Origin of the sequence: Pseudoalteromonas sp. PS5, assembly GCF_004103255.1 — a bacterium.
GTDB classification, from domain to species: Bacteria; Pseudomonadota; Gammaproteobacteria; order Enterobacterales; family Alteromonadaceae; genus Pseudoalteromonas; species Pseudoalteromonas peptidolytica.
In genome coordinates, this window is the sequence record NZ_RCSQ01000079.1 from 1 (window position 1) to 20431 (window position 20431).

Here is a 20431-nt window from a genome sequence, read left to right on the forward strand (position 1 = left end):
ACATCGCGAGGTAAACTCGCTCCCACCACGACACCACCATAGTGCAGCACTGGTAGGAGGCGGTTTACCCGCCGAGCTGTGTGACTAGAGACGAACGCATGGTAATAATCAACAATGCGATAGGCTTTCTAGCACGTGGATCCATTTACTGAAGTTTCTAGATTAAAGTTATAGTGATGAAGCGGGTTTGAAAAAACTCCATGCGATAAAACGGCTTATCTTATTACCTTGACCCATCTCTATTATTCTCACTTGTTCTGCTGCGACTTTTCTAATTTGCTTTTGAAGCGGTTTTATATTGTCTTTATTAGAGATGAGAGATGTAAACCAGTAAATTTGCTCTTTGTACATCGCACTCTCAGCTATCATATTAAGCAAGAAGCGTTTTTCTCCACCTTCACACCATAATTCTTGAGCCTGGCCGCCAAAGTTTAGTGAACTTTGTGGCGTTTTATTGAGGTTTCTCCACTTGCGCTGTGTTCCTTTGTTTGCTTCGGCTTCACTCGAATGAAAGGGCGGGTTACACATGGAAAAATGATAAAATTGGTTTGCTTTTATGATTGTCTTAAAAAATTGATTAGGCTGCTTTTGCTGAAGAACCTTTACTGGCAACTTATTTAATTCTGCGATGGTTTTAGCACATTTTACTGCAACAGGATTTATATCGGATGCTACAAAACGCCAGTTATATTCCCTTGAACCTAAGATGGGGTAGATCAAATTGGCACCGGTGCCAATATCTACGCCTTGAACTTTGTCAGGCAAATCACTTTCGTCGAGTAAATCTTTGAGCGCGTGAATGTAGTCTGCTCTGCCTGGCACGGGGGGGCACAAAAACTGTGGGGGGATATCCCAAACTTGGATATCGTAGTCTGATTTAAGCAATGCTTTATTTAACAGTTTCACGGCATCTGGGTTTGCGAAGTCGATACTTCTGATACCATCAGCTCGTTTGTAAGCAAAATCTTTTAAAATGGGTTCGAGTGTTATGAGCTTATCGAGATCATAGCCAGAGTTATGCTTGTTTCTTGGATGCACGGGGTTCTTCGAATAAATAAAAAGATTATAACACTTTTAATCGAACTCTTAAGTCTTGAAAAAATACTTTATCTTAAAGACATACCAACTTTTGCTCGCCTTGTTTTGGAGTTTACTTATCAACCACTCAACTGGTACGATGAGGAACAAACGTTTAAAAAATCAAAACAAAGAAATGGTAGAGCAAAAATCTCTGTTAGTAGATATAGAGGATGGGCACAAACTCCACCTCAGATATATAGCGAAACCCGGTAGTATTGGTCCTGTTGTATTCTTTATGCATGGTGCGGTCGAGAATGGTAAAATTTTCTACACTGAATCTAATAAAGGATTAGCCCCTTTTTTGGCTGAACATGGTTATCGTTGTTTTGTGGGTGATCTTCGTGGTCGAGGTGGAAGCACGCCAAAAATTGATTCAGAAGCGACTTACGGACAAACTGAATCAATTTTGTACGAAATTCCTGAAATGCTGAATTTTATCGAGCAATACACTGGCTCTAGAGCACAATATTGGGTTGGGCATTCTTGGGGGGGCGTATTGATGAATAGTGTTTTTGCACGCTTTCCAAGTGAAATTCAGCACGTGAAAGCTTGTGTCTATTTTGGCTCTAAGCGTAGCTTGTATAATAATCACCCCAGTAAATTACTTAAAGCAAACCTGTTATGGTTTAATGTTGCACATTACTACTCCAAAAAGTATGGTTATCTACCAGCGAAGAAGCTCGGTTGGGGAAGCGATGATGAGTCTCTAAAATCGCATGCTCAAAGTGCTGACTGGGCACAAAAGAATCCTTGGATAGATTCTGACGATGGCTTTGATTACTCCTCTGTTTTACAACATATAATGTTACCACCGACTTTGCACATAGCAGGAGTTAAAGATAAGGCGCTTGCACAACCTATTGATATTAAAGCTTTCATAAGTGAGTCAGGAAATGGGATCCAAGAGCTTAAGATTTATGGGAAAACACACGGTCATCAACATAATTATGGGCACATAGATATGTTAACCCATAAACATGCACGTGATGATCAATTTAAAGATTTGCTTGCGTGGTTTGATCGCTTTGCGGTTGGGGGAGCATCTTCTCAATAAACCCTTCATAACGCTGCCACTTTTCTAGTGGTTGCGTACTGATTGGCTTTCTAACTTGGGCTTTGCTCAAGGTAAGCACTGGCTTTTTAGACTTATGAAAGTCCAAGCATTCAGGTTCGTACTTTTGATACAAAAAGCCCAAACATTTCTTGATGGTTTTTTCTGGTTCAGCAATCAGTTGTTCGTAACTAAACGTGAAAATGTCCCTTTTCATAAATTGGTAAAAATGAGACATAAGGTCGCTTTGCGCTTGTGCATACAAGGCGAACTCACTTAAAGAGCAAAAATAAGGTTCACTTTCGGCGAAATGGTTACTGTATACTGACCAAGCTGTTGCTTTGAAATTGCGTGTTAAATGAATTACTCGCGCTTCGGGGAAGAGCTTGTGGATTAACCCCAGATTTTGAAAATTCGCTGGTAGCTTATTTATCACAACTTCTTCAGATACTCGATGTCGTTTTATTTCATCGACATAGAGAATGCGGCAATGATCTAACATCGAATTACTGAGTTGGTTTAAGCATACGGGAAACTCAGCATTATTACGCATACTGAGATAGGGGACAATTTTGTCACTGATCACTGTATTCTCGCCAAGAGTTCCAATATTTGAGTGTTGCACCAACATTTGCTCAAGGAGCGTAGATCCTGTTCTTGGTAGACCAACAATAAATACCGGTGTAAATGTTGTTTTTACTTTATCACTGGGTTTATTAAAGAAAGATTGGCCACAATACTGTTTAATCGATTCAAAAAATGGAAGCATATCTAGAGTGCGAAACTCACTCAAGGATAGCTGAGTTTCATTTGCTAGCGCAAAATGCTCCTGCGCGAGCTTGTAATCACCTAAACGTTCATGACATTTTGCTTTTGCATAGTAGACAACGGTTTTCAGCCTAGGGGTTTCAAACTCCTCCTCAAGTTTAGTTAATTGAATTAAATAGCTTGAGAGCGCGTTTGGTTTTGACATTTGTACGAGTTCATAAAGCATAAATGCAGTCACCGCGCTGTGTGGGCAGCTCAACCCAGCTTTAAAAACATTTTCTGCCTGCTCGATGAAGCCATAGTCCAGATAAAATTGGCCGAGTTGATAATGGGCTTGGGCATTATGTTTTGCCACGCTAAGCGTGTATTCAAGTACGGTTTTTGCGTCGACTGGTGAGCCAACCGCTAAAAATGCGTCTGCTAATGCAAAAAGTGGCTCGAGCATTTTTGGCAGGTGTTCACAGGCTCTTTTTAAGTAGTAGATTGCATTATCATACTGCTCTAAACGCATACAGATACGACCTACTCCAAAAAGAGCCGCGCCATTTTTTGGTGATTGTTTTAAAACCGATTTGTACATAAACTCGGCTTCTCGAAGTTTGTTCTCTGCCAACAGCTCGTTGGCTCGCTGTAATAACAACATGTGCTAATAGAGTTACTTAATCAATTTTCAATAGAATAAAAATAAAAAGGCGAAATAGCTATTGCTAGTTCGCCTTTGTTTCTGGGTTACAGTAAAAGTTAGAACGTATATGTTGCTTTGACGTAGTAGAAGCCGCCATTTATACCGTATGGTGAGGTTTCGTAGTATTTGCCACCCCAGTTATTATTTGGAATGCCAGTTGCGTCATAAAAATCAAGTTCTTCAGGATCTTGGTCGAAAATATTATTTGCACCAACAGATAAGCTAATTGAATCTGTTGCAAAATAAGTTAACTCTGCATCGAACGTGATAGTTGCATCAGCTGTTTTAGCCGTTGCGTCATAATCTACGTGGACACCTTGATACTCACCGTAGTAGTTCATTCGAACAAAACCTGAAAAAGTATCCCACTGTTGGGACCAAGTTAGTGTGCCTCTGTGTTTTGGCAGGTCGTTTTCTAGACGAGATACCTTGAAATCACCAGTAATTGCAGAAAACCGGTCTACTTCGGTTTCATTCCAGTTGTAGGCTGCACTGAAGGTCGCGTAACCTCCAAGCATGTCCATCGAGTAGTTACCTACCAAGTCGACCCCTTGAGTAGTGGTATCGAAGTCGTTTGTAAAGAAACTGACTTGAGCTAGATTATCTACATTTGGTACACCTGCTGCTTTAAGTGCCTCTTTATCAGCATCACTCAACACAATTTTTTCTGATTGACTCAAGCGATCAGTGACTTCTATGTTGTAGTAATCCAATGTGATAAACAGGTCACCAGAACGGTATACTGCGCCTAAAGTAAAGCTTTCTGACTCTTCAGGAGTCAGCTCTGTACCACCTAGCTGCTCTGAGACAGGGTTAGTTGGTGGAAGTAATGCAGAGTCAACTAGCACACCGCTACTTAAGTTTGTTTGAACGTTAGAGACATTTGCTTGACCAACCGTTGGTGCCCTAAAACCGGTGCTCACCGAGCCACGTACAGAGAAGTCTTCGGTAACGTGATATTGACCAGTAATTTTGAAGTTGGTGGTTGAACCAAATGTATCGTAGTCTTCGTATCTTAGTGCCCATCCCATTAAAAAGTCTTCAGTAAATGGGGTTTCAATATCGATGTAAGCAGCGTAGTTACGACGAGTGTATTCTCCGGCTGCTGACGGTTTAAAGCCAGGGAAACCATTAGAACCAATACCAAAACCTTGCTGCGTAAGTGGACCTGCGATAAATGATGCTTCATCGCCTGCAAGTACCTCAAAGGTTTCTTCATGCCATTCGAGACCCGCGGCAACATTCACGTCATATGCAAGATCAAAATCATAGCCTTTAGAAACATCGAAATTGAAATTCTTTTCTAATTGTATGTACTTACCTGGGCTGAAATCCATTGGCGTGTCAGCACCAAGAGATGCGTTTACCGTATTGGTAATGAAATAGCGTGACTCATTACGTCCTACTGAGCCACTTAAATCCCAGTAGCCACCTTCCAAAAAGCCATCTTGAAACTCACCTTCAACACCGATAGTCAAAGAGGTGTCAGTAATGTTGCCACCAAAGTTTGGAGTAAAACCGCCAGGTAAAATTTCATTAAACGCGAAACAGTTGCGGCCTAACTCGGTATCGGCTGCAATTAATTGATAAGCCGGAATATTTTCAACGTTTCTGTCAGTAAGGTTGACGACTGGACACTCAATACCAACGCCAACGCCATCTAGGTCTCCAACTAGTAGTGTTTCTCCACCGTCGTTAGAATACACACCGGGGCGGGTCTGAGGGTTCCGGTAGTAGAAACCCCCTTTGACGTCGCGTTCTGAGTAATTACCAAACATATAGAAGTGCGCATTATCTGTAACGTCTACACCAACATTACCAAAGATACTAATATCATCTTTAATTTCTGGAGCGCCCCATATTTGTGCTGGGTCACCAACACCTTCTACACCCGCACCGATGTAAGCGGCAGCGTCCGGACGTTGAACACTTCTGCTTGTCGCATCAGCTTCCTTATATTGGAAGCTAAGGTTTGCAAAGCCGTTATCGGTAAATGGCAAACCGACATTACCTTCTATAACTGTTGTGTCGCCATCCCCTTCATAATACTCGCCTTGGCGCACTGAGAAAGAACCTCCCTCACTTGCGTCTTTCAGTACGAAGTTCATTACACCAGCAATAGCATCTGAACCGTACTGTGCAGCAGCGCCATCACGAAGAACTTCAACCTGCTTTAGCGCAATACTTGGGATCACTGAAATGTCAGGACCTTGTGCACCGTCGTTAATACCGCCTCCAAGGAAAGCAATAACCGATGAGCGGTGACGACGCTTACCGTTTAATAGAATAAGCGTACTATCTGCTGGCAAGCCACGTAGGTTGGCTGGTCTCACTAAGGTTGCTGCATCGCTGATAGGGTTCGCATGCACGTTTAGTGATGGAACGGAACCTTTGAGCAACTCAAGCATATCTGAGCCCGCTGCTTTGGACATATCTTCTGCGCCGATGATATCGATTGGAACCGGCGACTCGCCAACAGAACGAGGCGCAGCCCTTGAACCGACTACAGCAATCTTTTCTATTTTCTCATCGACTTTGGGTTTATCGGCCTCTTCAGCTATGGCAGTTGTTGTAAGAAGTGATGTTGTTGCAGCTGACGCTAGCGCAAGGCGAATTGCACGGCGCAGCGTGTTACTATTTTGTTTCATCCTGTTTCCCCAGTTGATTGTTGTTGTCATACCAATAAAAAGGTCATTTATAATATTTTTACCTTTAATACACATATAATTTAATTTGCTATGTGTTGGCAAGCGCTTTTTTAAAATTAGCAGCGATTTAGAAAACTGCAACTTTCTGAATAACTTTTTGTTTCCGCTATAAAGAATGTCAAAATCCTAAATATAAGTTGTTGTTAAAGATGATGTTTTATGGCTTTTCTTTGGTTTCTCACATTAAGCTTAATTTGTTGCATATCTATGATGATAAAATAGCGGAGGAAGGTAACAGCGAATATTGAATTTTTGTTTATTATTTAAGCATAATTAAAGCTCACGTCTTGGTTGCAGAGGTGTGATCGAGAATTCTAGCTATGTCGTGGGGAAATCATATTGAGTCGGGTATTTTATACAAAAAAATTACCCCTCTACATGGCTAGCACATATTTTTGTACTAATGGCTAATAGCTAAAAGCGCGTAAACTTTGATAGACTTGGGTTATCACTATTTTTGAGTTAATGAATGAAACTGATCAAAGTTGTTCACAAAGCACCGATGCGCGTTGCTCGGATCAGTAAACGCCGGCAGCAGATCAGATTACGCCGCGCTATGGTTGCGCTTAAATGTGCCCTTGAACAAGAAAAGCAAGAAACCAAAGAAATGCTTGAAATTTATAAGCGCTACACCTTGGGAAAAGCAGATAGGACTGAACTAAAGACTGCTAACGCACAACTTGTTGATATACTGAAAGGCCTTGGACTAGGCGTATTTGCGATTTTGCCTTTTGCTCCTATCACCATTCCAATTATTGTAAAAGTAGGTAGCTTAGTGGGGGTCGATGTGCTGCCAAGCTCCTTTAATTTGAAAAAAAAACCGACAGATACCAAGAATTCGTGAATTTTCTTTTTAGGCTTGTTAATCTACGTAAGGACATTATAAATTTGAGGCCTACATGAACAATCTAGTCGTTCACTCTTCTATGGGTACACCCATTTCTCTTTTTTCCGCGACAGACCTAGTATCGTGGCAAGCAAAGCAATCAGAAACCGTTCAATTACTTATTAATACTGCAAAACTTCAGTCACAAAAAACGATTGTCATTCCTGCTTTAGGCTCTAATGAGGTTGAGCGAGTCATCGTTTTGATTGAAGAAGAGGGAGATTTTTGGGCTTTAGGTAATCTTGCTAAACAACTACCAAAAGGCACTTACACTCTAGATGTTGCTGAGGAGCTAGTTGAAGCTAACGCTACTGCCTTTTTGCTCGGTGCATACCAGTTTGCCGCTTACAAAGAGCTTGCACCTATTGTTGCTAAGCTGGCTATTGCTGATGAGCAGACTTATCACAAAGTCAAAGCGACAGTTGAGTCGATAAACCTTGCTCGTGACTTAGTAAACACACCTGCCGCAGATATGATGCCACAGCATATGGCTGAAGTGATGTCAGAACTTGCTGAGCAATATGGTGCTGATTTTAATCAAATTGTTGGTGATGAATTACTAGAACAAAACTATCCGACTATTCATATGGTTGGTCGTGCCAGTGATAATGCGCCAAGATTATTAGACTTACGGTGGGGGGATGATAAGCACCCTAAACTGACGCTTGTGGGCAAGGGAGTGTGCTTTGATTCTGGTGGACTTGACCTGAAACCTGCGTCTGGTATGCGCAATATGAAAAAAGACATGGGCGGTGCTGCCCATGTTATTGCACTTGCTAATATGATTATGGCAGCAAAATTACCGGTGCGGTTACGCGTGCTTATCCCTGCGGTTGAGAATGCTGTTTCGCGTAATGCTTTTAGACCAGGAGATGTGATAAAAACACGTAAAGGTATCACCGTTGAAATAGACAATACTGACGCTGAAGGGCGATTGGTGCTTTGCGATGCGTTAGCAGAAGCACAAACGGAATCTCCAGCGCTTTTAGTCGATTTTGCTACGTTAACCGGTGCATGTCGCATTGCTTTGGGAACTGAGCTTCCTGGTTTTTACTCGACAGATCAAAAAATTGCTGCTGAGTTAATGGAAATAGGGCTGAGCAATGCCGATCCAATTTGGCAGCTGCCGCTATTTGATCAATATAAAGCGTTATTTAAGAGTGATGTAGCTGATATTGCCAACTGTGGCTCAACGCCATTTGGTGGCTCTATTACTGCGGCACTTTACTTAAAAGAATTTGTTGAGCCTCAAACTACACCTTGGCTTCATTTCGACGTTATGGCGTGGAACTTAAGAGCACTTCCGGGTAGACCGGTCGGCGGTGAGGCGCTCGGATTGAGAACGATGTTCAGCTATCTCGAGAAAAAGTTTAGCTAACTGCTTTATTTACCTGTTGTAAAAAAGCCCAGCGATGATTAAGCGTCTGGGCTTTTATTTATTAATTAAACGCTTTTTTCTGGAATATTTTCCAGTATTCCTTTCATTTGTTGCCAATACAGACCTACGCTTGCGATCTCTACTTTTTCTTCAGGAGAATGCGGAAACTTTATGGTTGGGCCAAAAGAAATCATATCCATATTTGGGTATGGCTCTTTAAATAGACCACACTCAAGGCCTGCATGGATCACCATTATATGCGGCTTCTCACCGTAGATAGATTCATACATATCGCGGAATATCGCCAAAACTTGCGAGTTAGGATCTGGCTTCCAGCCGGGATAAGCTCCGCTAAATTCAATGTCGGCTTCGCTCAGTTCAGCGAGTGATCGTAGCATACCTTCGACATCACTTCGGCCTGAATCAATTAATGATCGGATCAAGCAAAGCACCTCAAGATTTTTCTCTGAGGTTGAAATCACCCCCATATTAAGAGAGGTCTCAACAACCCCTTTTATATCATCGCTCATTCGAATAACGCCATTTGGGCAGGCGTTCAGTAATGCTAATACTTTGCTTTGGCTTTTTGTTGTGAGTGCTAAATGATGGTTATCGATGGTGTTGAGTGCAAAAGTGATCCCTGATTCAATAGCGCTAAGCTCTTGCTTTACTGTGGTTTCATATTGTTCAACTAGAGACTGAAATTGGTCAGCCTTGCTGCTGTCAAAGCTTACCATGGCATAAGCTTCACGAGGGATCGCATTGCGTAGCGAGCCGCCTCTAATATCAATAAGTTTGAAGTCAAAATCTGCAATGTGGTGCTTTAAAAAACGTGCCAAAAGTTTGTTAGCATTTGCGCGTCCAGTATGTATGTCAACGCCTGAATGCCCGCCGCGTAAGCCTTTGAGAGAAAGCTCGAAAACTTGATGATTTGCAGGTATTGCTTCTCTTTCAAGCGGTAGCGTCATTGAGGCATCGACTCCTCCTGCACACCCCATGTAGATCTCGCCTTCTTGCTCAGAATCTGTGTTGAGTAAGATTTCACCGTCTAACCAGCCTGACTGCAAGCCAACAGCACCACTCATCCCAGCTTCTTCATCAACGGTGAGCAATACTTCCAGTGGACCGTGCTTGATGTCGTCTGCGTCCAGTACAGCAAGGCATGATGCCATACCAATACCATTATCAGCACCTAATGTAGTGCCGGTAGCGGTTACCCAACCATCATCAACAAATGGCTTGATAGGATCGGTAACAAAATCATGAGCAGTATCATCATTTTTCTGAGGCACCATATCAATATGTGCTTGCAGCACTACGGGTTTGCGGTTTTCCATACCAGCGGTTGCTGGCTTTTTAATGAACACATTACCAACTTCGTCACGGCGAACTGCTAGGCCTTTACTTTCGGCCCATTCAACAATGAAGCCTGCTAATGCTTCTTCATGTTTTGATGGGTGAGGGATAGCACAAATTTGGTCAAAGAATTTCCAAATGGCTTGAGGTTCTAATTGGCTGACTTCTGTATGCGCTTTAAGCACAGTGAACTCCTTGGGTGGATGGTAATAATGCAACAATGTTACCATCCACCCAAGGGCAAAATCGAGTTATTCAGGCCATACTTTACCTAAGGAGTACGGCTTGAGTGTAAAATAGGCGATTACTGACCTCTACTTACCGCAACCGCAGGTGCAATTAACTCAAGTCCGGTTTTATCACAAGGAGGTAGGCTGGCATCAGAGCTGGCAATTGGGGTTACTCTATCACCCCATTTTAGATAGCTTGCGGCCCATGTTAAGCCTGCTCCAAACGCCGCTGACATGATATTTGCGTGTGGTTGGATCAAGCCATTTTCTACAGCTTCACATAGTGCAATCGCAATGGTTGCAGCAGATGTATTGCCGTATTTATCGATATTAACCATTACTTTATCGTCTGCGATTTCCAATCGACTTTGAATGGCTTGAATAATACGAAGATTTGCCTGATGAGGGATAAGTACATCAATATCATCTAACGATAGTGAAGCTTGTTTTAATACGTCATCACAAGCTTCACTCATGCCCTTTACGGCACGCTTAAAAATTTCACGGCCTTCAAACGACAGATCCGACGGCCCAGTACCCGCACAGCGATCCATGTCGGTACCATAATTTGGGATGTGAAGAATGCTGCGATCTGAGCTATCACACCCTGTTTTGGTACCAAGTAAGCCCGCAGGCTCCTCGCTCGCCTCCAAAACGACTGCACCAGCACCATCACCAAACAAAACTGCGCTGTCACGCTTTGCCCAGTTAACGTACCAAGTCATGCGTTCAGCCGCTACTACAACCGCTTTTTTGATCATGCCAGCTTGGATTTGAGCTGTGGCGTTTTGTAATGCGTACAAAAAGCCGGAGCACGCAGCGTTAGTGTCACATGCTGCCGCACCAACTGCGCCAATGTTTTTCTGCACCAAAGAAGCAGTGTTTGCAACCATGGTTGAAGGGGTACAAGTTGCAAGTAGCACCAAGTCAATATCTTTGCCATCTACACCAGCACAGGCCAGTGCATGTTGGCTTGCAACCGTAGCGAGATCTGCAGTGCTAACATGACTGACACGTCTAGATCTGATCCCTGTTCTTGTGCTTATCCACTCGTCGTTTGTATCAACGACAGTACTTATTTCGTCATTACTAATGCTTGCTGGTGGAATACATTTCCCCCAGCCTGTGATTTTTGCGTAAACCATAGTGTCTCTTAATCTAATCCGACCAGTCGGCCAATTTTTTCATTTATACCAAATCCTTCATGGTATTGCCATAAAAGCGATACATGCCATCGACTAAGACGTGATTAACTGATATTAATCACAGTAATTTTAACTAAAATCGGTATAATTTTGATAAAACCGTCAAACTCAAACCATATGATGAACATTGCGTTTTCGCCAAGCTCTGCATTGGGGCAACTTTTATTATTGCGCTCAGTGGCAATTGTTATACAGATACTGATGTTGCTATTTGCAGCGCTGGTATTTGGCAAGCAGTTTGACTTTGTTGCTGTGGTCGGTGTTGTGGCAGCTGAGTCGGTTTTTCAATTACTGAGTATCTACGCCTACCGCCATACTAAAGAGGCGGAGCCGATAGGTATGACGATGCAGCTGCTAGCAGATATTCTATTTTTGACTATTTTGCTGGATTTGACAGGGGGAGCTACCAATGCGTTTGTATCCCTGTTGGTTCTGCCAACAGTGATTGCTGCGGTAACAATACCGACGTTGAATATGTTAGTGGTATCGGCAAGTGCGATTGGTGCTTACGTTTATTTGTACATAAAAATGTCCCATGAGCATGTGCATCATATGGATATGTCGACACACCTACTAGGTATGTTGGTAAACTTTACCTTTACAATCATTGTTGTGGCAACCGTTGTGAGTTTATTGGTAAAGCAAAATCGTAAGAAAGAGCGAGCTATAGCGTCACTGCGAGAACAACAGCTACAGCAGGAACAAATTATTGCGTTAGGAAGCGCTGCTGCACAAGCGACGCATCAGCTAGCTACACCTATTGCGCATTTGGCATTGTTACATGAGGAGTTAGATGAACTTTATCCTAATGAGCCATGTGTAGCGGACATGTCTGAGCCACTATTCCGTTGTAAGGAGCAGCTTGATGTATTCAGAGAGTTCACCGAGTATTTAAAGTCAGCATCAAAAATAACTATTACCATTGAACGCTTTGCTGAGCAGTTGAGCGAGCTAGTTAGCTTACAGTTTCCAAACCAACACTTTCATTTTGAATTAGAGAATCTCGAAGGGGAGTTAACCGATGATCCCATGCTCGCGCCTTCTATTTTGAATCTGATCAGTAATGGTGTTAGAGCGAACGAGCAAGCTGGTCAAGTTGATATCAAGATAAAGCTAAATTCAACAGACTCAGAACACCGTATTACAATCCTTGATAGTGGATTGGGCATAGATGAAGAAAAGCTCAAGCAGCTTGGACAGCATGTGGTGAATAGTGAGTCAGGATTAGGTATGGCTGTCCTGCTTAGCCACGCCACAATAGAGCGGCTTGGTGGACAATTAGCGATAGAAAATTGCATCTCAGGCGGAACAAAGTGCACTATCAAATTACCAAAGGTGAGAGATGAAATTATTACTCGTTGAAGATGATGTGCCATATGCACAAACGCTTATGCGTCGGCTAGAAAAACATGGGTTAACTGTTCAGCATGTCACAACTATAGATGAGATGTTAACAGCAGTTGATTCTTGCTCATTTGACTACTTTTTATTAGATATGAAACTGGATAAGGCAAACTCTGTTAATTTTATCGCCACAATCAAACAGCATCATCCATGCTCTAAAGTGGTACTGTTAACAGGCTATGCTAGTATTGCCACCGCGGTTGAAGCTATCAAACTTGGCGCAGATGATTACCTCACAAAACCAGCAAGCACAAGCTTGATTTTACAGACTTTATTGGGTGAAAAAACCGACAATCTTGAAGCCGAAATTATGTCTCCAGAGCGGCTTGAATGGGAACACATTCAACAGGTTTTAAAGGCGAATGACGGCAACATATCACAGACCGCACGTCAGCTAAATATGCACCGACGAACATTACAGAGGAAATTACAAAAGAAACCTGCTTATAAGTAAGTTTTCACATATACTGATTATTAACTAAACTGAAATATGCTGAGTCAGTCGATGATACTCTCATTTGAAGCATTGAATCTATGGGCTATTTTGCTTGCTGCGCTCTCGTCCTTCATGTTGGGCGGGATTTGGTATTCACCTGTGTTATTTCAAAAAACGTGGCTAGAGGGCTGTGGACTTACCGAGTTAGATTTACAAACAAGCGACCCAAAGATGACATTTGGTATGGCGTTTTTGTTATCGCTGCTAGCTAGCGTATTTATGGCAATGGTAATTGCACCATCATTTTCATTGATTGGTGCTACCGCCTTTGGAGCTGGAGTTGGGATCTGCTTTGTCGCGAGTGCCCTAGGAATAAGTTATATCTTTGAACAACGTCCATTGAAGTTGTTTTTAGTCAACGGCGGCTACCATATGTTACAGTTCACACTTATCGCGTTTGTGTTACGTATAATGAGTTAAAGGAAGATGGCAAAGCCAAACAAAAAAGGCCCAGTAAGAACAGTCGATATTTTTTGCGCCAGTTGCAAACAAAAGTTGTTTAAGTATCGTAAAGGCGGAAAAGGAAGCCTAGTGAAGTGTTTCAAAGAACGTATAAGTCAAGATTTTACAGCGGAGCAGACAAGCTGCCCAAGTTGTGGCAGTGTGTTTGCCCGTGACTCACTCGTTCGTGGAGCTCCTGCATTGAAAATCATTGGCGGAAAAGTCACATTCAAATAATGGCGCTAATGTTTTTTTAGTTCTCGCTAAAAGACAGACAAATGTCCTGTCCTGATTTTTTTAGTTTGTTACTATCTCGCCGTTTGTCTTTGCTGTTTCAATGAATGAAAGCGACCCTTCCCATGGAACTGGGCCAGCCTATTGGGTCTTGCAAAATGGAAAAAACATGATCGATTTAATGTTCGATATTATAGGTATGAGCGGTACTTTCCTAGTCGTAGGTGCGTTCTTTATGTTGCAGCTTGAGAAAGCATCACCAGAGAGTTTAACCTACAATCTGATGAATTTAACTGGCGCGATTCTTTTGCTTATTAGCCTTTGCTATAACTTTAACTTAGCAAGCTTTGTTATTGAGCTATTTTGGATCGCAGCTTCGCTTATAGGCTTGTTTAAGTATTTTAAAGCTAAAAAGGTAGCAGCAGCCTAAAAGAAAAGGTTAATCAAAAACTTGCGTAGTAGCAAAGAGCAAGTATTATTAAGTTAATCATATGCTGCTACGTAGGTTAGATTACTCTAACGCTACGAGTGAAGTGTGGGAACATAGAGCTCGTAATATATGAAAAATTTAAGTGCCTTAATTAAAGTTGCGCTGTTTATAACTCCTCTTACCGCTGTCGCAGAGCAAGAAGCGACAAGTTCAGATCTCTATCAACTCTCATTTGAAGAGTTGCTGAATGTTAATGTCTCAATAGCCACGAAAACCGATGAGACTAGAGCTTCAGTCCCATCTAGCATTACAGTATTCAACTCAGAACAGATAAATAGTTTAGGTGTTGATAATGTATATGATTTGATGAATTTCGTGCCTGGGTTTCAGTCGACGCGAGGTGATTGGGTCGGCGCTGTACCAAAAGAGCATACCCGTGGGGTGTATTTAGATACGGGACATGTGTTGGTGATGATTGATGGGCAGCGACTGAATGAGTCATCTTTTGGTAAAGCGTCCGTCTATACGCCGTTCATTCCTATTGATATTGTGTATAAAGTTGAATTTATCCGAGGCCCCGGCTCTGCGCTTTATGGTAGTAATGCTTTTCTTGGTGTTATGAATGTGATAACCAAAAAGCAAAGTAACCAGTTGTCTATTGGATACGCAGAGCATGGCGGTGTTCAGGCTGCAATAAATCTATCTACACAACTAGCTGATGAGAATGAACTTTACGCTAACGTCGGGTTCAATAAACGCTCTGGAGAGGACTACTTTTCTGGCACCGTTAAGGATCCTTTGGAGTCACTATTCATTACGGTAGGTGGGAAAGCACAAGCGCTGAGCTGGCAAATTCGATATAACCGAACTCAACTTGATGAATTTCTTAACTTAGCGCGTTATTCTCGTGAAAATGAGCACAAAAGCGAAAACTATGCTGCGATATTAGCTTATCAATCGCAACTCTCAGAGCGACTAAAATTAACGCACACCGTGAGCTTTATCGAACATAATATTGACAGTGCTGGGCTGATCGTTACCGCTGACGAAATAGGGATCACGCAAGGAGGGGACTTTTTAGTTGGACCTGCTTGGCAGTCAAAGGATTTAACCTACAACTTAGATGGTGATTTTGAACAGAGTAACACATTGCACTGGAACTTTGGTATTGAGTTGTCAGAGGAAGAACAAAGCAAAGCAGGAGTCAGAACAACTTATTATGATCAAACTGTAGGCGATATTGTTATATATAATCGTAATTATCTAGGTGGTGTTCGGACTATCATGGAATATGCGCCATTTTACCCGTTACTTCAAGATTTTGACTCATATGCAGGCTATGTTCAGTCCAAATATCTTTTTAACGATAGACTTAGTATGTTTGCTGGAGTTCGCTATGACGAAGTCAAAGACATTGATGATAAGCTCTCACCAAGGCTTGCTTTTGTATATAGCTATAACAGTGTAAATACGCTGAAGCTACAGTACGGCGAGTCATTCCGTACGCCTGTCAGTAATGAATTGAACTCTAATGATGATGTGACGACGGGGAATTCAAATTTAACGTCAGAGTATGTAAAAACAACAGAGCTTGTTTGGCACTATCAAGACGAGTCTAAGCAGTTTGATGTCGTGTTGTTTGATAACGAATTGGAAGACTTCATTAATTTAGTGCCAATAGATGATGAACAGGCAGAGTTCACTTTTGACAATGTCTTCGAGACCAGCATGCAAGGTATTGAGATCAATGCCAATATAAACTTAAGTAGTACTACTTGGGTTCAAGCTGCGTACACACAGTTATTTGATGAGCCATTAAATGGTAGCTTTAAAAAGTTTTCGGCGCTTGCCTTTACGTACAAAAAAGAGTCCGTGGAAGTGACGTTGAACGCAATTTGGCGTGATAGCACATTTATGTCAGCACCACCTGAATCGCCAATTGACGATTTTGAGCAACCGAGTTACTACTTAATTGGCGGCACAGCTTCTTTTCACCTAGATGACAGCGCTAAAATTCAACTGAAAGCAGAAAATTTATTCGATAAAAAGTTTACAGTATTTGACCCCCGACTCATTGATGGTCATGTACCACAACAGGGGCGGAACTTATCTATCCAATATATTAAAAACTTTAATTAATCTAATACCATATATGGACTCTCTCCGATTACAAGATAGTAATTGATAGAATTTCAAAGTTCATTGCTGCCATATATTCGGCTTTTTAATGAGCGGATTTATCCGCTCTAGCCCTGATGGATATCCGCCTCTATTCCCTTATCAATCACGACGGCTTCTAACAGCCCTTGGTATTATCAGGTTTTAATAGAGCGGCTCTGAACCGTTTCCCGTCAATGTCTATCTTTGCAATTCTTGCTGGTGAACCTTGTTTAGTTTTGCCAATGAATATCAGCGTTAAGCAAACTTATAGTCTTCTTTCTTTACAACCATATTAACAGTCTTGGGTGCGCTGATTGCATACAGCCACAAAGAAAAAAAGCCATCAATTTCTATTGATGAACTGATGGCTTAAACCGATCTCGGGTTAATTAAGAGAATTGGTAAAAGATAGAGAGAATTAGCAAGAAAGGGCTGTGTTAAAAGAACAAAAGTGCACCAGTTTGGTGGCACTTTTGTTATCTCTTAAAAGAAAGTGTAATCAACACGGAGGCTAATTGTACGACCGTTGAGGTAGTTAATGTACTCTTGAGCTGCCGAGTTATTGGCATTTCTCGAGCGTGCACGCATGTATGTTGCAGTTTCTTTATCAAATAAGTTGTTGACGAATACGCTAAGTTTTAAGCTATCGCTTAACTGAATACGTCCAGACACATTAAATACGCTATACGCTGGTGTCTTATCTTCATCACGAACGTTGAAGTGGGTTTTATATTCATCATAGAAAGAGTATTCACCTCGGATGTAAGCATCTTTACCGAATAATTGAATATTTTGATCAAGCGCGAGGTACGCATTCCATTCCGGTACCATTGTCATTTTATCACCAGCACTTGCTGAGATAGACTCATTATCTTGTGTGATCTCAGAGCTTGTATATGACGTGTTGAATGACATCGTTAGGTCGTCAGTTAAACGAGCTGTTGACTCAAATTCGAAACCTTCAGACTTTGCTTCACCACCGTTAGCTGTGTATGAGAAACCACAAGTGTCCATGTATACCGAGGTTTTTATGTCTGTCCAATCAATACGGTAGACTGCCGCTGAGAAGTCGACCTTTCTGTCAAGTACGCTTGCTTTAAAGCCCAGCTCATAGTTTTCGATAGCATCAGACGTGTAACGGTCTTTACGGTTTTTAGCAAGTGGATCTGCCTCACATGATGCTGCTAATGGACCGTTGTTACCACCTGGTCGATATCCTTCTGAATATAAGCCGTATACAGACATTTCTTCAGTCGGACGGTAAGAAACACTAAACTTATAACGATTACCTGACTCTTCACCGCTTAAGTTATCTTCAGAAGTAGCCCAAATACCTTCCTGTGTATAGTGAGAGCCATCTTTAAGCTCAAAGCGACGAACGCCACCATTTACCTCAAGACTACCAGAGTCCCCTAAATCAAATTCGTATGCAACATCAGCGAAGAAAGCAAGCTCTTCGGTGTAGTCACGAATATTCGTAAGATTCCAGTTGTTTTGTGGATTGCCAAACGTATCTATACCTATTTGAGTGGCATCTGCACCCCACCAGTTCAATGCGAGTGCTGATACTTTGTCGCCTTTTTCATGGTATTGATTTTGATAGTTTGGATCGAAGCCGTACTCTACTTCATCATAGTAAGCACCGATAGTCCAAGATAGAGGCGAATTTATATCAATATTTTGGAAACGTAGCTGATGAGTCACGCGCTCATATTTACGATGATCAATGATCCAAGTACGGAACATATCTGACGCGTCTAAACGGCTCCATGAAGTCTGAATACTATCTTCTTCATAGGTGCGATGAGAGCCCGCATAAGTTAATGAAGCAATATCGAAGAAGTTGTCATCCTGAATATTGATGGTGAAAAGGTCATTCGTTGCGTCAGACCATGGGTCCATTAAGTCCCAAATTTGGTATTTTTGTGGTACACCTTTGTTAGCAATAGGCGCACTGCCAGCGTTACATTGTGGACGCTCAGCAGTTTCAGGACAAGAAACCTTAAAGAAGTCAACATCATACCCGTATTCCGCTTCTTCATTTGCAGTCAAGCTATAGTCCCAGTAATAACCAGGTGTAGAGCGATCGCCTGTTGTTGTGCCTGTATCGCTGAAAGTTGTATGGGCATAACCTAGAGTAACAGAAGTTTCAGGATCAACTTGCCATAACAGTTGGCCACGTATGAAGCCTCTATCAGCATTTCCTTGAACGCCGGTATTCATGTTTACCATTTGGTAACGTTCATGCTCTGTATTACCACTGACTCGCAGTGCTAATGTATCGTCAACAAGAGGAATGTTAACGCCCATTGAAATGTTGCGGTGCAGGCCATCAACATCTTTTTCACTTCCAACTTGTGTTGACGCGAAAAATTCAAACTCATCAAGTACTGGCTTTTTGGTGATTATCCTCACGGTACCACCGATGGCATTCGAGCCATAAAGTGTACCCTGTGGCCCACGCAGTACCTCCACTCGTTCTACGTCGTTTAGATTTTCAAACGTGAAAGGAACATCATCCACAAATACACTAGTGGTATCAGGAAATGCTGTGTTACCTCCACTGAGGCCACGTAAAATAAGCTGGCCTCTAGGGGAGGCTGCGCCAGCGAGGGTTCTGTAGAAATCTTCAGCTGATACTAAGTTACGATCAGCGATGTCCATTGATGAGATAGTAGAAACCTGCATCGGGATCTCAATGATAGTTTCCTCTTTGCGGCGAGAGGTTACGGTAATCTTTTCGATTTGTTCATTGGCACCGTCATTAGACTGTGTTTCGGCGGTGGCGTAAAAGCTAGATGATGCAGCTAGCATGCTAAGACAAATAGTGCTCTTAGCAAATGGTATTTTACCCAGTGGTTTCATTGTGATTTCCTTTATTATTTTTATGTGAAATAAGCAATAGTACCGATATTTATACTATTGCCGTATTATCAATAGCAGGTAAAAATAATTTATTAATGTAAATTATTCAAGTTTAATGTAACTTTATTTTTTCCTAGGTGTATTGGGAACATGTTAAGTTTATAATGCAAATAAGGTTTTTATCGGGCTGGTAAGGGTAAAAATATGGAATTGGCTGAAGAACTAGTTAAATTTGGAATATTTAATTCGACAAAGCCGCTATTGATAGGAGTCTCTGGTATTCAAGGATCGGGAAAATCGACACTGAGCCAGGCGCTGTGTAAACAGTTAATAGGATCTGCGATTGTTTCTGAGCATGTTTCTCTTGATGATTTTTACCTAGACCCTGAGGAGCGGGCGATCCTAGCTTCGCAAAGACACTCACTATTTCAGCAAAGAGGATTGCCGGGAACACATGATGTGGCTCTACTACAAGAAGTTATCTCCCAGTTTAAACAAGGAAGAGCGATAACCCTTCCGATATTTGACAAGTCAATAGACAGAAAAATACCAAAATCACAATGGCGAACTGTAGCTGCTGGACTTCAGGTACTGATTATTGAAGGTTGGTGCATTGGCCAAGTCCCACAACAGCATAACCAGTTAGTATTACCAGTTAATCGCTTTGAGCGGCAATACGATGCAGATGGAGCATTTCGTCTACAAGTAAATGAAATTTTACATCAACAGTATCAACCTATTTTTTCACAAATAGATACGTTAATTTATTTGAATGGGCTGAGCTTTGATAGGGTATATCGTTGGCGATTACAACAAGAGTATATGCTAAAAGCGATGACGGGAAAAGGGATGGGAGATGATGAAGTTGAGCGATTTATCCAGCCCTTTCAACGCTTGTCTGAATGGGGGATATTAAGCCTCCCTAATACCGCTGATATTGAGGTTAAGCTGGGAGAAAATAGGGAAGTGCTTGAGATAAAAACAAAGCTCGGCAATTAACCGAGCTTAGACTGCTTATCTTATACCAATTACCTTAATTAACCCCAGCTCGGGA

Annotated in this window: 16 protein-coding genes; 10 read left to right on the top strand and 6 right to left on the bottom strand. The window is 41.9% G+C overall.

The genetic code is table 11. The annotated features are described in order from the left end of the window. Positions 1-168: 168 nt before the first annotated feature. On the bottom strand, positions 169-1038 hold the full coding sequence (gene rlmF / locus D9603_RS10715; protein WP_128731299.1) for a 23S rRNA (adenine(1618)-N(6))-methyltransferase RlmF: 870 nt from the start codon (positions 1036-1038) through the stop codon (positions 169-171). Between the two features lie 175 nt (positions 1039-1213). On the opposite strand from rlmF, the gene D9603_RS10720 reads away from it, so the two are divergent. Next, positions 1214-2134: an alpha/beta hydrolase gene (locus D9603_RS10720; protein ID WP_128731309.1), complete on the top strand. Its 921-nt coding sequence runs from the start codon at positions 1214-1216 to the stop codon at positions 2132-2134. Here D9603_RS10720 and D9603_RS10725 read toward each other — a convergent pair. Together D9603_RS10725 and D9603_RS10730 are read right to left on the bottom strand one after the other, a co-directional pair. Next, entirely contained in the window at positions 2076-3542 is a 1467-nt protein-coding gene (locus tag D9603_RS10725; protein WP_128731300.1) for a sulfotransferase, read from the bottom strand. The two genes, D9603_RS10720 and D9603_RS10725, sit on opposite strands and share 59 nt — an antisense overlap. A gap of 98 nt (positions 3543-3640) precedes the next feature. Next, the gene (locus tag D9603_RS10730) at positions 3641-6232 is read right to left on the bottom strand and encodes a TonB-dependent receptor (RefSeq protein ID WP_128731301.1); all 2592 of its coding nucleotides are present in this window, start codon (positions 6230-6232) and stop codon (positions 3641-3643) included. A 529-nt stretch (positions 6233-6761) separates the two neighbouring features. Between D9603_RS10730 and D9603_RS10740 the strand changes: the two genes are divergently transcribed. Next, positions 6762-7136, top strand: coding sequence for a hypothetical protein (locus D9603_RS10740; protein WP_125252776.1), 375 nt, complete (start codon positions 6762-6764; stop codon positions 7134-7136). A gap of 55 nt (positions 7137-7191) precedes the next feature. Then, the gene (locus D9603_RS10745) at positions 7192-8556 is read left to right on the top strand and encodes a leucyl aminopeptidase family protein (RefSeq protein WP_128731302.1); all 1365 of its coding nucleotides are present in this window, start codon (positions 7192-7194) and stop codon (positions 8554-8556) included. 65 nt (positions 8557-8621) lie between these two features. Here the strand turns inward: D9603_RS10745 and D9603_RS10750 are convergent, their stop codons facing one another. Both D9603_RS10750 and D9603_RS10755 read right to left on the bottom strand, forming a co-directional pair. Continuing rightward, positions 8622-10097, bottom strand: coding sequence for an aminoacyl-histidine dipeptidase (locus tag D9603_RS10750; protein WP_128731303.1), 1476 nt, complete (start codon positions 10095-10097; stop codon positions 8622-8624). Positions 10098-10216: 119 nt separating this feature from the next. Further along, positions 10217-11287 carry a ketoacyl-ACP synthase III gene (locus tag D9603_RS10755; protein ID WP_128731304.1) on the bottom strand — a complete coding sequence of 357 codons (1071 nt, stop codon included), beginning with the start codon at positions 11285-11287 and terminating at the stop codon, positions 10217-10219. 150 nt (positions 11288-11437) lie between these two features. Between D9603_RS10755 and D9603_RS10760 the strand changes: the two genes are divergently transcribed. The 6 genes from D9603_RS10760 (at position 11438) to D9603_RS10785 (ending at position 16491) form a co-directional block, all read left to right on the top strand. Further along, on the top strand, positions 11438-12709 hold the full coding sequence (locus D9603_RS10760) for an ATP-binding protein (RefSeq protein ID WP_225740809.1): 1272 nt from the start codon (positions 11438-11440) through the stop codon (positions 12707-12709). After that, positions 12690-13205, top strand: coding sequence for a response regulator (locus tag D9603_RS10765; RefSeq protein WP_125252780.1), 516 nt, complete (start codon positions 12690-12692; stop codon positions 13203-13205). Before D9603_RS10760 ends, D9603_RS10765 begins: the two co-directional genes overlap by 20 nt. Before the next feature lie 51 nt (positions 13206-13256). After that, on the top strand, positions 13257-13667 hold the full coding sequence (locus D9603_RS10770; protein ID WP_128731305.1) for a DUF1761 domain-containing protein: 411 nt from the start codon (positions 13257-13259) through the stop codon (positions 13665-13667). A gap of 6 nt (positions 13668-13673) precedes the next feature. After that, positions 13674-13925: a hypothetical protein gene (locus tag D9603_RS10775; protein WP_125252782.1), complete on the top strand. Its 252-nt coding sequence runs from the start codon at positions 13674-13676 to the stop codon at positions 13923-13925. A gap of 166 nt (positions 13926-14091) precedes the next feature. Beyond that, complete coding sequence (locus D9603_RS10780) at positions 14092-14352, top strand: hypothetical protein (RefSeq protein WP_125252825.1); 261 nt, start codon at positions 14092-14094, stop codon at positions 14350-14352. A 129-nt stretch (positions 14353-14481) separates the two neighbouring features. Further along, positions 14482-16491, top strand: a complete 2010-nt coding sequence (locus D9603_RS10785; RefSeq protein ID WP_128731306.1) for a TonB-dependent receptor — start codon at positions 14482-14484, stop codon at positions 16489-16491. A gap of 504 nt (positions 16492-16995) precedes the next feature. Here D9603_RS10785 and D9603_RS10790 read toward each other — a convergent pair. Beyond that, a complete protein-coding gene (locus D9603_RS10790) occupies positions 16996-19377 on the bottom strand; it encodes a TonB-dependent receptor (RefSeq protein ID WP_128731307.1) in 2382 nt (793 codons plus the stop codon). Between the two features lie 204 nt (positions 19378-19581). Here D9603_RS10790 and D9603_RS10795 point away from each other — a divergent pair, with 204 nt between their 5' ends. Continuing rightward, complete coding sequence (locus D9603_RS10795) at positions 19582-20376, top strand: kinase (RefSeq protein WP_128731308.1); 795 nt, start codon at positions 19582-19584, stop codon at positions 20374-20376. The last annotated feature ends 55 nt before the right edge of the window (positions 20377-20431 follow it).

Bases quoted from the DNA above. Each gene is read 5' to 3' on its own strand.
- D9603_RS10720 (WP_128731309.1), top strand. From the start codon at position 1,214: ATGGTAGAGCAAAAATCTCTGTTAGTAGATATAGAGGATGGGCACAAA.
- D9603_RS10725 (WP_128731300.1), bottom strand. From the start codon at position 3,542: ATGTTGTTATTACAGCGAGCCAACGAGCTGTTGGCAGAGAACAAACTT.
- D9603_RS10730 (WP_128731301.1), bottom strand. From the start codon at position 6,232: ATGAAACAAAATAGTAACACGCTGCGCCGTGCAATTCGCCTTGCGCTA.
- D9603_RS10740 (WP_125252776.1), top strand. From the start codon at position 6,762: ATGAAACTGATCAAAGTTGTTCACAAAGCACCGATGCGCGTTGCTCGG.
- D9603_RS10745 (WP_128731302.1), top strand. From the start codon at position 7,192: ATGAACAATCTAGTCGTTCACTCTTCTATGGGTACACCCATTTCTCTT.
- D9603_RS10755 (WP_128731304.1), bottom strand. From the start codon at position 11,287: ATGGTTTACGCAAAAATCACAGGCTGGGGGAAATGTATTCCACCAGCA.
- D9603_RS10765 (WP_125252780.1), top strand. From the start codon at position 12,690: ATGAAATTATTACTCGTTGAAGATGATGTGCCATATGCACAAACGCTT.
- D9603_RS10770 (WP_128731305.1), top strand. From the start codon at position 13,257: ATGATACTCTCATTTGAAGCATTGAATCTATGGGCTATTTTGCTTGCT.
- D9603_RS10775 (WP_125252782.1), top strand. From the start codon at position 13,674: ATGGCAAAGCCAAACAAAAAAGGCCCAGTAAGAACAGTCGATATTTTT.
- D9603_RS10780 (WP_125252825.1), top strand. From the start codon at position 14,092: ATGATCGATTTAATGTTCGATATTATAGGTATGAGCGGTACTTTCCTA.
- D9603_RS10785 (WP_128731306.1), top strand. From the start codon at position 14,482: ATGAAAAATTTAAGTGCCTTAATTAAAGTTGCGCTGTTTATAACTCCT.
- D9603_RS10790 (WP_128731307.1), bottom strand. From the start codon at position 19,377: ATGAAACCACTGGGTAAAATACCATTTGCTAAGAGCACTATTTGTCTT.
- D9603_RS10795 (WP_128731308.1), top strand. From the start codon at position 19,582: ATGGAATTGGCTGAAGAACTAGTTAAATTTGGAATATTTAATTCGACA.